Origin of the sequence: Alteromonas lipotrueae (assembly GCF_019249255.1) — a bacterium.
GTDB classification, from domain to species: Bacteria; Pseudomonadota; Gammaproteobacteria; order Enterobacterales; family Alteromonadaceae; genus Alteromonas; species Alteromonas lipotrueae.
The window spans coordinates 149,509-162,899 of record NZ_JAESDJ010000004.1; the positions used below are offsets into that span (position 1 = coordinate 149,509).

Genomic DNA, 13,391 nt, shown 5'->3' on the forward strand with positions numbered 1-13,391 from the left:
CCTACTTTGTATTTAGCGTTTTTATACCATTCGCGGTAACAGCTATGGTGTGGCCATTAAAGCTAACGGCATTTAACATGGCAGCTTTATCTTCAACCTGTGTTACTGAAATACCCTTTGCAGGCTCACAGTTTGCAGGGTTAGCGTATGGATCGTGATCGCTGACAGGTAGCGGACGAGTGGCTGACACCATCATACCGTTGTTACCCATTGCAACAACCGTGTCGTTATCGGACAGTAAAATTGAATTTAAGGTACTGGTTGAACAAGAATTTACATATTCCCACTCACCTTGGTTGCGTAAAACAAAAATATTTCCGCGAAGACCTACAGCCAGCAACGTAGAATCGTCAAGGGCTTTAATATCGAAAAATGAGCCTGTGTAATCAACCTCGAAACGTTCCCAATTTTTCCCCATATCATCGCTGCTAGCTAATAAACCCGCTTCTCCAGCAAGGTATAGTTTTTCGGCATCGCGAGTGACTCGATTTAAATGAGGTAGAATAGATTCTAATTCTTGTTGATAGAAGGCTTCGTCTTCTTCTCTAACACTTTCTAAATATTCACGATCGTATGGGTCTAACAAACTTGCATGACGCTCAGTTTCCCAGCTTTTTCCGCCATCTGTAGTCCGGTAAAAAAGACCGTACGCGCCAGCAGCAATACCGTGACTTTCATCGAAAAATAGCACATCTAAAAATGGACGTTGTAGTTCGGGCTGCACATTCTGGATTTCCCAGCTCTGTCCCTTGTCTGAAGAATGAATGATGGTGGCATCATGGCCTACAGCCCAAATATTGTCGCCTACTACGGTAGTTGCAGTGAGTGTAGCTTGGGTGGGTACGGCAACTTGATTAAACGCCGTCCCTTCTTCTGAAATAAGAATATGCCCGCGTTCTCCGACAACAACGACAAATTTATCAGCGTCAATATCTAGCAAAACTGACTGTTCAACTAAGGGTGCAATATAGGCATCTTCTGCTGAAGCAGTTACGGAGTAATTTGCTGCGAGTGCTGCAGTTATGCACGCTGCAATGGTTTTTTTCATGATTAACCATTCTCCCTAAAATTTAATTGTCTGAAAACAAAAACGGTTGGCATTGCCAACCGTCTTAACACAAAACGCTTAGCGTTTACCTTCTCGTCGTAGCGCCTGAGGCGTAAACTCAACATCTCTTGGACGTATCGAGAAATCATACATACTTTCTTCGTTATCAAGACCAATGGCCAAATAACGGCGAGAGTTTAAGTCGTAATAGGTATCAAGGGTTGACCACTGTGTAGGTACTTCATAGTAGTTCACTCCATAAGCTACACCAACACGATACAACTCACCACGATTATCATACATATCAGCTACTTGAATTTGCCAGCTATCTTCATCAATGAAGAATACACGTTTTTGATAAATGTGACGGAAACCTTCTTTCAACGTAGCTTCAACCACCCAAACACGGTGCTTTTCCCAGCGCGTCAAATCAGGGTTAACGTGGTTAGCATGAAGAATTTCATCGTAACTTACGTTATCTGAATGCAGTGCATAGTTATTATAGGCTACGAACATCTCTTTCTTGCCAACGAGTTTCCAGTTGTAACGATTAGGAGAACCATTAAACATATCGAAGTCATCAGTGGTACGTAGACCATCTGCTGCAGTTCCTGGCGTGTCATAAGCAATGTTAGGTGCTAAACGTACACGACGCTGGCCAGTATTGTAAGTCCACGCTTTACGAGGCTCTTTAACCTGATCTACTGTTTCATGAACAAGCAGTGCAGTTCCAGCTAAACGAGCTGGTTTAGTCACTTTTTGCTTAAACATGAACAATACGTTTTCATCAGTAAGCTTTTCAGGTGTAGCACCTTCTTCAGCGTACTTAATCAATAACTGTTCATCAAAACCGATAACGTTGTAATCACCTGAAGTAGTTACCGCTGCTTGCCCACCGTTACGTTCTACGGCAGCACCGCGATAACGTAAAATGTGGTTCCAAATTGCTTCCATACCGGTTTTAGGCATTGGGAATGGAACACCCAACACTGCGCCTTTTATGCCGTTTCCGTCATCAAGCAACTCTGCATTAGTGGCGTTAACCTTTGTTGCATCATAAACAGCTTGCGGGTTAGATGCTGAACGACGAGTTTGATATACCGGCATGCGGTAAGTATCAGGATACGCTTCGAACAACTTTTTCTGACCTTCGGACAGGAAATCAGCATATTCTTTATAGTTCGACGCCGTTATCTCAAATAACACCTTATCTTCTGGAAAAGGGTTTGGATGGTGGTCGCCTACCGAATAGCCTTCGGGTGCTGATGTAATACCACCTGTCCATGCTGGAATGCTTCCATCAGCATTCGCAGCTTGTATAGCACCCATAGGCGTTAATTCACCGCCTAACTTTTTGGCATCTTCTTCAGAAACCTTAGCGTGAACACTTGCACCAGTTAGCGCTATTGAAAGCGCTGCTGCAATAATTCCAAATTTTCTAATCATATACATCACTCTTTAAATTGAATACTTGATGTTAAACGAAACAAAATCTCTGTCTGAAAGCGCATTAGTCGTTCCAATGCCGCCCCAGAACGCACTATAAGAAGCTGTTGCTGACCACTTACTTAAGTAATCGAACGTTAACGCCAGTGCCGCAGATTTAACATCTTCGGTGAATACATAGAGAGGGTCTGGTGTAGTACCCTCTACATCGTGAGAGAACGTAGCACGGGCTCGAAGGTTAACGCCCGCCATAATATCGTTCCAATCAGCAACGGCCAGTAGTCGGTAACCCCACGCGTCATCGGTAGCGAACGGGTTAGTTTCTGGACCGTCCGAAAGGCCTATGTGCAGACCTTCACGGTTATTGCCACTTGCAGTAGGTTCTAGCGACGGTGTACGCGATGTACCAGGCGCATTTAAGCGAATAACATTTGGATCTGGCATATCAACAATATTGACATAGCCCAACTCACCTAATAACACGAAGTTATCAGCACCAAACTTAGGACCATAAACGTGTGATGCAGTTAACTGCATTTGCCACGTGTCTGAGAACAAGAATCCTTCAGCTGTTTCACCTGGACCTACCGCTCGGCCGATATTGTTAAGTTGAGAAATACCTTCTAAGTCTGGACGCAGTCCAGCATTAGCTAGCTGCTCTGGCATACCCATATAGAGTAGCTCAACATCGTCAATTTGCAGCGGTTCATCAACACGGTAAGCAAATTCACCGGCTAACGCGGTAGTGCCAACGTTGGTGTTAAAACTCACCCCGTATAACTTAATGTCTTCTGGATAATAAAACTCAGATTGGGTGAATGCACCCAGCTCAGTAATGTTATCGCGCGTCACTTCGTTAGTTGCTATGAAGGCTAAGTCTGACGCAATACCTTCGGCGGTAAAGTCAGACGTTACACCAGAGATAAGTGGACGTTGGCTATGGTAGTTAATGTGGTAGAAACTGATTTCAGATTCGTTCAATGCCTCAGCAAACCAAGTAACACGTAAACCGTATTGACCCTGATCGTCGGCATCTTTATGCGCTTCGTCAGAATAGCCACGAATAGCCACTTTAGTAGGATATGCTAAGTAGGCAGAGGCAATATCAGCAGAATTACCGCCAGCACGTAACAAGTCACCGTAGCCATTAAGTGCAGTTAACAAGTGATCTAAATCAATATCAGGGTTACCACTGAAACCTAATTGGACGTTTTGACGCTGACCGCCCTCACCCGCAAAGTCGTTACCCGCGAAATAACTACCAGATACAGGCAACCAACTGCGTTCCCATTCATATTGATAGTAACCAGATACGCTTAATGTATCGCTTAGCCCTAACGAGGCGTAAACCATACCCACTGGAATAAATACTTCCTTAAGTTCCGCACCTGGTGCACGTGCACGGGTTACGTCAACAGGGTTCGTTGTATTGATACCATGTTGGATAAAGGTACTTTCACCCCAACTGATAACCTGGCGACCTACACGAAGGGTTAGAGGCTTGTCACCAATCCACCAATCACCATAGAAGAAGGCATCATACAGGCGCACATCGGTACACAATAAATCTTCTGCTTCCGGATCTTGACAGTGATCGTATTGAACGCCAGTAATGGCATTTGAATTAGGACGGTCACCATCCATTTGTTCAAAGTCGTAAAACCAAAAACCACGTGCGAAGAAACCGAAATCGCCAAAGTTTATATCTAGCTCATGGTTTCCTGAAATTTGTGTTGCAAATGCATCACCTGGATCATGAGATAAATTTCCTAAGTCGCCATTGGTTGAATAACCGCCGTCAGCTAACGCCCAAACGTCGCTACTAGGATAAAGTGGATTGAATGCTGCGTGGTAACCTGACCAATCAAACTGTGCATGATTACTATTTCCGATAAGACTGTAATCTCTAGACTCAGTACGAATACTGGTAGCCACTGTGAATGTAGAATCAAGAGAAATGCTAACATCACCTACTTGCCAATTAGCGGCGTTAGCAGGAAGTGCGGCAGCACCCAAGAGGGTTAGCACACCTACAGCAACAGGTGACATCTTAAAAGCGCGAGGCCTATTTATCATATTTTTATACTCCCTAGTCGACGCACAAGGCTGCGTGACATCGTGATCAACCATAACGATTAACAAAATGATTACATCATTTTGCCACTTTCGCAAGAAGTAATCGTACCAGTTAACAAAATTTACAACATTAATCGTATCAAATAGTTATTGCTTTGTGGGGACTATAAAAGCAACTTATCCGAAAGGTGTAAGTAATTGGCGTTATCTTAAAACATACGCACAAAAAGCAACCAAAGGTAAAGGTTTTATGCTTTAGCGTAACCGCTCGAAGGCTTTAATTTTGTTGTTGGCATCAACAATCATGCGAAAACGACCGACAACACCTTGGGAGGTGATGAACTGTTTTATTCTAGTAGAGGGGACTTGTACGCTGATGCCATTTTCCGCCATCATAACGACGGTTGGTACAGCACCAGAGTACAGTGCCTCACATTGATTGTAAGGCACATTGACTGAAAAATAATAAACGGTATCAGTGGCTTGAATGGTTGTCATACGCCAAACTTTTGCTCACTTTCTCAAACACATCTTTGCTTAAGCCTTTGTGATTTAACAATCGACCTAGCTGTGCTTTCATCAACACTTGATGGGGTTCTGCAAAACCTTGCCATTGTATCAAGGGGGTTATTATCCGTGCTGCCACTTGCGGGTTAATAGCATCTAGCTTAATAAGATAGTCGGTGACAAACTTATACCCTTCCCCATCTACGCTATGGAAACGTTCGCTGTTATAGAATGCGAAACTGCCTATTAGTGAACGTACGCGATTAGGATTACCCATACTAAATTGAGGATGCTCGCTTAACATGGTAATGGTAGCCAGTATGTTTTCACGGGGTTGCGTTGCATGTAAGGCAAACCATTTATCAAGCACTAAGGGGTCATGACGCCATTTTTCTTCAAACTTGGCCATCAAGTTTTCAAATGCTTCAGAGGGTAGTGACTGGGCGGCTTTTAGTGCGCCTAGGGTGTCAGTCATGTTGTCGGTCTTATCGAACTGCGATATCACCAAGTCTTGATGCTGTGGTAAGCGTGCCAAATGAGATAACAGTACATTTTTACAGCGACGAGCATTAACTGCATCTTGTTGGTAACTATAGGTTTCTGTGGCGATACCATTAAACGCATTAAGTAACACTTCTTCTAGCTGGGTAGAAAACTGTCGGCAAAACGCCTTTCGTGCCTGTATGAGTGGGTGCACATTAATATCGCATCGAGACTGACACAAGGTTTCAAATGAAGGTATCACTAAACATTCACTTAAAAGCTCAATATTATCAACTTCGCTGTCTATTGCAGAGCGAATACCCGCCCAAATACCACTGTCTATCGTAGCAGTGGCATCTTCATATAGCTCACTGATACAGCGGTTATACAAAGTCTGCATAGCATCCCAACGATTGAACGCATCTTGCGAATGGGCAAATATAGTGAGTAGTGAAGCGGTGTCGAGTTCATTGTGTACTTTCACTGGGGCGGAAAAGTTACCCAATAACACTGGGGTCAATTTCTTAGCATCACAAGTAATGTTAATCGTGATTTCAGGCGCATCTACTATCAAAAGGTCGTTCTGAATAACGCCACTGTCATCATGATATCGATTACCATCTTCATCGATAACTTCAAAGCCCAGAGGAATATACAAAGGAAGCTTTTCGCTTTGATCTGCTGTGCTGGGGGTATTTTGGGTTACGGTGAAGGTATGTACATACCCCGTATCATTCTTGATAACGTTGTGAGCAAGAGACACTTGCGGTGTACCAGATTGACTGTACCAGCGAGAAAACTGAGTAAGATCTAATTCGGTAGCCGATTGCATGGCTGAAACAAAATCATCGCACGTCACTGCTTGTCCATCATAACGACGGAAGTATTCGTCCATGCCTCTTCTAAAACCTTCCGGCCCTAAAAGGGTATGGAACATGCGAATAACTTCTGCGCCTTTATCGTACACCGTCACCGTATAAAAGTTATTCATCTCAATAACTTCTTCAGGTCGAATAGGATGGCTCATTGCGCTGGCATCTTCTGCAAATTGGTGCTCGCGCATCACACGCACGTGTTTAATGCGGTTGCTTAACGGCGATGTCATGTCAGCACTAAATTGCTGATCGCGAAATACCGTTAGTCCCTCTTTTAAACTAAGCTGAAACCAGTCTCTACACGTTACGCGGTTACCAGTCCAGTTATGGAAGTACTCGTGGGCGATAACAGCTTCTACATTAAAGAAATCATCGTCAGTCGCTGAGTCTTGGTCGGCCAATACAAATTTACTGTTGAATACATTCAGGCCTTTGTTTTCCATCGCGCCCATATTAAAGAAGTCGACGGCCACAATCATGTAGATGTCGAGGTCGTATTCGAGCCCGAACACGTCTTCATCCCATTTCATGGCACGCTTCAATGAATCTAAAGCGAAGGTACCTTGAGATTTCTTACCTTTATCGACATAAAGCTCCAGCGCTACCTCTTTACCACTTGTGGTGGTATAGGTGTCGGTTAATAAATCAAAATCACCTGCCACTAACGCGAATAAATAACAAGGTTTTGGGTGAGGGTCGTGCCACGTAACGAAGTGCGTACCATCAGGGTTTTCACCACGCGCTACAGGGTTGCCGTTTGATAACAACATGGGGAACGATTTATCCCCTATGACTTTCACTGTATAAACTGACAAGACATCAGGTCTGTCTGGAAAATAGGTTATGCGCCTGAAACCTTCTGCTTCACACTGCGTACAGTAAGCGCCGCCTGAAAGGTACAAGCCTTCTAGTGCTTTATTGTTTTCTGGGTCAATGTGATTTTCAATTTCTAACTCAAAATCGTCTGCATCGACATTTAACGAAAGCGTTTCGTCATTCTGTGTGAAGTCAGTGAAAGATTTACCGTTAACTTTTATAGAGACTAACGTTAATTTTTGCCCGTCTAATACAAGTGGCTGCCTTTCGTGGCCGCTATTTTCATCAGCGCTTTTAACGGTGTTTTTAGCCGTGTTGTTGGCAAGCGTACGCTTAACGCTAAGGATACTTTTAACCACGGTTTTTGTGGGGTGTAAAGAAATAGTCAGGTCGACTAACGGGATAGAAAAAGCGGGCGGAAGATAATCCGCCCGACGTTTAGCTGTAACTGACATAGAGTCTCCTAAAACAGAAAGTCTACGCAACTGTTATTGGTTTGCTTCGCCAGGTTGCTTTGCATAATCTGGAGGTGTTAGGCGAAGAATTTTAATTCCTAAGTATGCGTAGATAATAGCAAGAATTGGATTTATTACGTTAAAGAACGCGTAGAAAACATAGTCGAATGGGTTTACCAACAGCACACTGTGCATGTAGGCACCACACGTGTTCCAAGGAATTAGTGGAGACGTTAAGGTTCCGCCATCTTCAAGACTACGAGATAAATTTAACTGATGCAGACCACGCTTTTCGTACTCTTCTTTGTACATGCGGCCTGGCATCACAATAGAAATATACTGATCGGCCGTAACCAAGTTAGTCGCAAAGCATGTAAGAATGGTTCTGCTTACCATATCACCGGCCGACTTAGCCCCTAATAAAATAGCGGAAACTGCACGTTTTAGTAACCCTACTCTTTCAAGCACCGCTCCAAAAGACATGGCACAAATAATCAACCATATCGTATTGAGCATAGACGACATACCGCCTCGTGAAAGCAAGCTATTCAAGTTTTCATCAGGCGTTGAAAAACTCACGCCATCAAACAAGGCCGTCCAAACTACTTTTAAAGCCCCGACACTGGCACTATCATCGCTGCTAGCCATACTGGCCACCACATCACTTTGAAATAATACAGCCCACAATGCTCCTAATAAAGCACCAATAGACACTGCAGGAAACGCTGGCACTTTTTTAACGGCAAGCGTTAACAATACTACGAGAGGGACCAATAAGTACCAGCTTAAATCAAAAGACTCGTCCAACAGCAACTGCATTTGCTCGATGCGATCAGCTTTTGCATCACCGGTTTCACTAAAGCCCAATACCACAAATAGGATAAGCGCTAGAATAAAACTAGGAACAGTAGTCCATAGCATGTAACGAATGTGTTCAAATAAGTCGGTACCAGCCACTGCGGGGGCTAAATTGGTTGTTTCAGAAAGCGGAGAAATTTTATCGCCAAAGTAAGCCCCAGATACAACCGCACCGGCAGTAATGGCCGCAGACATATCCATACCCGCAGCAACGCCCATAAGTGCCACACCTACAGTAGCCGCGGTAGTCCAAGAACTACCAATACTCATCGCAACCACGGCGCAAATTAAGCACGCAGCGGCATAGAAGAATGAAGGGTTTAATAATTCTAAACCGAAATAAATAAGTGTAGGTACGGTACCGGCTAACATCCAAGTACCAATAAGCGAACCTACGGCCAATAGAATTAAGCACGCACCGAGAGACATAGAGATACCATCGACAATGCCTTTTTCGATAGTTTTCCAACTGTAACCGTTTTTCATACCTATAATGGCGGCAAGGCCCATCGCCAGTAATAACGCAATTTGGTTGGGCCCATACGATGAATTATCGGCAAATAAATAAACCGCACTCCCCATCATCAGCACTAGGGCTACAATGGGGATCATCGCGTCAAGTAATGAGGGTTCTTTTAATTCTTTAGTAGTTGTCATTTTTATTATTCTTAAGCCTTAAATCAAAAAACTGAGCGGTAAAACATTAGCGCAATAATAACGGGGCAAACGAAGCGTACATACCAAGGCCAAATTTTCCAAAACAAACCGTGTTCCGCGTTTGCATCGCCTTCTTTAAGTTCATCAAGTATGGCATCTCTACGCCACACCCATCCGGCAAATATACATAACACTAACCCAAGTAGTGGTTGACTGTACTCAGTGGTAAGGGCAATAACGAACCCAAACAGTGCATTAAAATTAAGGATAATAATGCAGCTAAGTACAAAGATAATGGCCGCCATCAACACTACCGCTTTTTTACGCACCAAGCCTCTACTTTCCACCATATAAGCCACGGGTACTTCAAGCATGGATATTGAAGAGGTAACGGCTGCAATCGCCATTAACGCAAAGAAACTAAATGCAACAAACACACCTACCGCGCCAATCGTATCAAACAAGGCAGGCAATACTTTGAAAATAAGCGAATCACCTTGAATTAATGCCCCCTCTGGCGTAAAGATTTCTACACCATTATGTAGTGCTACATACATGGCAGGAATAATAAGCATACCGGCAATAACGGCTACACCAATGTCTACTAGAGCAACAGAAGCACCAATGGTGGGCAAGTTCTCCTTTTTGCTTAGGTATGAACCGTAAACCAGCATGGTACCCACACCCAATGACATGGAGAAAAAGGCTTGGCCCATGGCATCAATTAATAAGTCGGGGTCGAGAATACGTGTAAAATCTGGCACCAAATAAGCGCTCCAGCCATCGGAGGCACCAGGCTGTAAACTTACATAAACGATAAGGGCTAGGATTAGCAGTACCAGTGTAGGCATCAATCTTACCGACCATTTCTCAATACCTGACTTTACACCACCGACAACGATGAAAGCTGTTAACGCCATGAATATAAAGCAAAAAATAATGTTACGCGTAACCGATGACGTTAAAAGCCAATCACTTGCAGACTGTAATCCCACCATATTGACGGCAGAATCAGCAAAATAAACCAACATCCAACCGCCCACAATGGCGTAAAACGCCAGGATAAGTGAGACGGTTATACAACCCCAAATTCCCGTTGCACGACCGATGAAGTTGCCGGAAATATTACCCAGCGCATCTACCATGTTAGAACGAGAGCTTCGTCCGATGATGAGTTCGGCCATGAGGACGGGGTATGCAAGAACGAACGCGAGAAGTAAATAAACGAGAACAAAAGCAGCACCGCCATTCGTTGCTACTTTGGTGGGGAACCCCCAAATATTACCGAGTCCAACTGCTGAACCCGCTGCTGCGAGCACGAACCCGATTCGAGAAGAAAACTCGCCTCTGATAGCCATGTGATTTCCCTTTATTTATTATTGTTGTATAGGTATATCAGACACAAAAAAAGGGCTGGCCACTGACCAGCCCTCTGTCATCAACCTTTAGTGTGTTATTGCGTATCTGCCTGTTTCAATCATATCAAAAGTAATATTGGCAGCTTCATCTAAGAACGGGTCTAACTCTTCCATATCTTCAGGTAGGTCATCAAGTGTTTTGACTAATTCTTTACCCATACGCTGTAAACGTTCATTGGCTCTTTCAAGCGCTTTTTCTTCAGCTTCTTTTTTATCTGACTCACGTTCAGATTTTACCAATGAAATAAAGTTCTTATCTTTGTTTTCTTTGTACTCAACAATATCGTCGTGAATATAAGAAAACTCAGGGTCTTGCATAATCCGTTTATTATGTTTCGCGGTTAGTACGTCAAGTGCTGCTTGGCCGTCAGCAAACGTTGTGTAGTTCGCGCGGTTAATGCTGTCCCAAGGTAATGCGTTATCCTGCTGGCTCTCGCCCCAATCAGCAGGTTCTATTGCTGAAGGATAAAGAATATCTGGCACTACCCCTTTATGCTGCGTACTTCCACCGTCAATACGATAAAACTTAGCGATGGTGAATTGCACGCTACCCAGTGGGTTGTCGTACAAGTCATAAATTTTACCTAAACCACGGTGTTGTTGAACAGTACCTTTACCGAAGGTTTGTTCACCAATAATTAACGCGCGATTATAATCTTGCATAGCCGCGGCGAAGATCTCTGACGCTGATGCACTATAGCGGTCTACTAAAACCGTTAATGGGCCATCGTAAGATACTTTTCCATCGGTATCGCGATTAACACTGACTTTAGTTTGACCGTACCGAATTTGTACCACTGGCCCTTTTTCAATGAAAAGACCGGTAAGTAAAGTCGCTTCTGTTAAAGAGCCACCACCATTTCCGCGCAAATCTACAATAATACCTTTAACGTTTTGCGCTTTAAGGCTGTTTAATTCCTTTTCAACGTCCGCATGCAAGTTGTTGTAGAAACTAGGAATGGTAATAACACCCAAAGGCTGATTGGCATGTGGTCCAGTTTCAGGCGTGTAAATCTCAGACTGCGCCGCTCGGTCTTCAAGCTTAATTTTGTCACGAGTAAGACTAACAACAGACATGGTTTTTGCATCTGTTGCGCCTTTTTGAACTTGTAAGCGTACCGCGCTGCCCTTCGGCCCTTTGATTAGCTCGACAACTTCATCTAAACGCCAGCCAACTACATCAACGAACTCTTCATCTTCTTGAGCTACACCAACAATTTTATCTTCCGGCTTTAACGCCCCAGATTCATCGGCAGGGCCACCTGGCACTACGCTTTTGATAACGGTGTAATCTTCTTCGCTTTGAAGTACCGCACCTATACCTTCAAATTCCAAATTCATCTCCATTTGGAATCGGTCAGCATTTCGTGGTGACAAGTAACTAGTATGCGCTTCAATGGTACGCGCAAAGGCATTCATAGCAATTTGAAATACATCTTCGCTTTTAGTCTGTTTGGTTCGCTTGATAGAACGTGAGTAACGCTTTTCTAGAAGCTCTTTCGCTTCTTCCCACGTTTTATCCGCGAGAATAAGATTCAACGCATCATATTTAACACGTTGGCGCCAAATCTCATTTAATTCATCTTCACTGGTAGGCCATTCGGCTTCTTCGCGATCGTAATAAAATTTGTCGTCGGCTTTTTCAAAATCAAAAGGCCCTTTCTCTAATGTTGCTAACGCAAACTCGTAGCGCTCGATACGACGCTGCGCACTTACATTGTACATGTCGTACGCAACAGAAAGGTTGCCCTTGCTCAACGCATCATCGAATGCATTTCGATATTTTTCGAAACCCACCACATCAGACAATAAAAGCACTTGCTTGTTGTGATCTAACGATTCGATGAAACGCTGATAGATACGTGCCGATAACACATCATCCAACGAAATTTCTTTATAGTGAGCGCGGGTAAATAACGCACTAACGCGTTTTGCAGCAACACTATGCTGTGTCTCTTGTTGAAGAACGGGGAGTTCTTCAACATCGGGGGTTGTGGTGACTGCACCAGCGCCTACCCCAACGGTAAGAAATGCACTAGCAATGGAAATTCGAAGGATATCTTTCATATTTACGACCTCTTGGAGCGTGCCAAACGTAAAGCATCTGCATTTACTTTTACCACCATACCTGAGTCTAACTGAACATGAATACCGTCTTTAGCAATTTCGGTAATAACAGCTGGCATAGGGGTTTTACCTAATTTAACCGTTACGTTTGTACCTTGTTGCATATCGGCATCAGTCAATTTTGCCGGTGGTGTCTTAGTTGGTCTCTGAATTTTCGGTTTAGTTCCCTGCTGGCCATCTTTGTTGCTGCCTGCAGGCGTCGAACCGGAAGACTTCGGACGTGCAAATTGACGTTTTTCTTTCTTTTGAGGCTGCTGAGCTTGCTTAGCTTTGCGCTTTTCGGCGGCTTTCGCTTTGCTTTCTTCTAGCTGCTTCTGTGCATGATCGGCATGCTCTTTCTCAATGGTTTCCCCTTCAACACCATCTAAGTCGACACGGTTAGCGCCTTCTTTGATGCTGTAAAGGTAGCGCCAGCTGTTCGTATAATGGCGAAGTGTTGAGCGGAGTAATGTTTTACTCACTCGTTCTTCGCTTTCTAAACGCTGGGCTAAATCTTGAAAGATGCCGATTTTAAGTGGTAGGGCTTCGCCTTCAATACTAAAGCATTTAGGGAAGGTCTCGGAAAGGAAAGCGATAACTTCCTTACTGCTAGTAAACTTTTCTGGTGATTCCATTAAACTTTCTA

At 43.8% G+C, this 13,391-nt stretch carries 9 protein-coding genes; all 9 read right to left on the reverse strand.

The window, feature by feature from the left end; all coding sequences use genetic code 11:
- Nucleotide 1: 1 nt before the first annotated feature.
- Entirely contained in the window at nucleotides 2–1,048 is a 1,047-nt protein-coding gene (locus tag KYS23_RS07635) for a WD40/YVTN/BNR-like repeat-containing protein (protein ID WP_218418329.1), read from the reverse strand.
- A gap of 78 nt (nucleotides 1,049–1,126) precedes the next feature.
- Nucleotides 1,127–2,494 (reverse strand): DUF1329 domain-containing protein, encoded by a 1,368-nt coding sequence (locus KYS23_RS07640; RefSeq protein ID WP_218418330.1) that lies wholly within the window; start codon nucleotides 2,492–2,494, stop codon nucleotides 1,127–1,129.
- Between the two features lie 12 nt (nucleotides 2,495–2,506).
- The gene (locus KYS23_RS07645) at nucleotides 2,507–4,570 is read right to left on the reverse strand and encodes a DUF1302 domain-containing protein (RefSeq protein WP_218418331.1); all 2,064 of its coding nucleotides are present in this window, start codon (nucleotides 4,568–4,570) and stop codon (nucleotides 2,507–2,509) included.
- A 255-nt stretch (nucleotides 4,571–4,825) separates the two neighbouring features.
- Nucleotides 4,826–5,068, reverse strand: a complete 243-nt coding sequence (locus KYS23_RS07650; protein ID WP_159530278.1) for a DUF2835 family protein — start codon at nucleotides 5,066–5,068, stop codon at nucleotides 4,826–4,828.
- On the reverse strand, nucleotides 5,046–7,706 hold the full coding sequence (pepN, locus tag KYS23_RS07655) for an aminopeptidase N (RefSeq protein WP_159530276.1): 2,661 nt from the start codon (nucleotides 7,704–7,706) through the stop codon (nucleotides 5,046–5,048). The genes KYS23_RS07650 and pepN overlap by 23 nt, the downstream gene beginning before the upstream one ends.
- 33 nt (nucleotides 7,707–7,739) lie before the next feature.
- On the reverse strand, nucleotides 7,740–9,221 hold the full coding sequence (gene nhaC, locus KYS23_RS07660) for a Na+/H+ antiporter NhaC (protein WP_159530274.1): 1,482 nt from the start codon (nucleotides 9,219–9,221) through the stop codon (nucleotides 7,740–7,742).
- A 23-nt stretch (nucleotides 9,222–9,244) separates the two neighbouring features.
- Nucleotides 9,245–10,579 (reverse strand): sodium-dependent transporter, encoded by a 1,335-nt coding sequence (locus tag KYS23_RS07665; protein ID WP_218418332.1) that lies wholly within the window; start codon nucleotides 10,577–10,579, stop codon nucleotides 9,245–9,247.
- A gap of 87 nt (nucleotides 10,580–10,666) precedes the next feature.
- On the reverse strand, nucleotides 10,667–12,706 hold the full coding sequence (gene prc, locus KYS23_RS07670) for a carboxy terminal-processing peptidase (RefSeq protein WP_159530270.1): 2,040 nt from the start codon (nucleotides 12,704–12,706) through the stop codon (nucleotides 10,667–10,669).
- A gap of 2 nt (nucleotides 12,707–12,708) precedes the next feature.
- A complete protein-coding gene (gene proQ, locus KYS23_RS07675) occupies nucleotides 12,709–13,380 on the reverse strand; it encodes an RNA chaperone ProQ (protein ID WP_159530268.1) in 672 nt (223 codons plus the stop codon).
- Nucleotides 13,381–13,391 lie beyond the last annotated feature (11 nt).

What these genes read in the sequence shown, in the direction of transcription:
- KYS23_RS07635 (WP_218418329.1), bottom strand. Translation starts at nt 1,048, where the DNA reads ATGAAAAAAACCATTGCAGCGTGCATAACTGCAGCACTCGCAGCAAAT.
- KYS23_RS07640 (WP_218418330.1), bottom strand. Translation starts at nt 2,494, where the DNA reads ATGATTAGAAAATTTGGAATTATTGCAGCAGCGCTTTCAATAGCGCTA.
- KYS23_RS07645 (WP_218418331.1), bottom strand. Translation starts at nt 4,570, where the DNA reads ATGATAAATAGGCCTCGCGCTTTTAAGATGTCACCTGTTGCTGTAGGT.
- KYS23_RS07650 (WP_159530278.1), bottom strand. Translation starts at nt 5,068, where the DNA reads ATGACAACCATTCAAGCCACTGATACCGTTTATTATTTTTCAGTCAAT.
- pepN (WP_159530276.1), bottom strand. Translation starts at nt 7,706, where the DNA reads ATGTCAGTTACAGCTAAACGTCGGGCGGATTATCTTCCGCCCGCTTTT.
- nhaC (WP_159530274.1), bottom strand. Translation starts at nt 9,221, where the DNA reads ATGACAACTACTAAAGAATTAAAAGAACCCTCATTACTTGACGCGATG.
- KYS23_RS07665 (WP_218418332.1), bottom strand. Translation starts at nt 10,579, where the DNA reads ATGGCTATCAGAGGCGAGTTTTCTTCTCGAATCGGGTTCGTGCTCGCA.
- prc (WP_159530270.1), bottom strand. Translation starts at nt 12,706, where the DNA reads ATGAAAGATATCCTTCGAATTTCCATTGCTAGTGCATTTCTTACCGTT.
- proQ (WP_159530268.1), bottom strand. Translation starts at nt 13,380, where the DNA reads ATGGAATCACCAGAAAAGTTTACTAGCAGTAAGGAAGTTATCGCTTTC.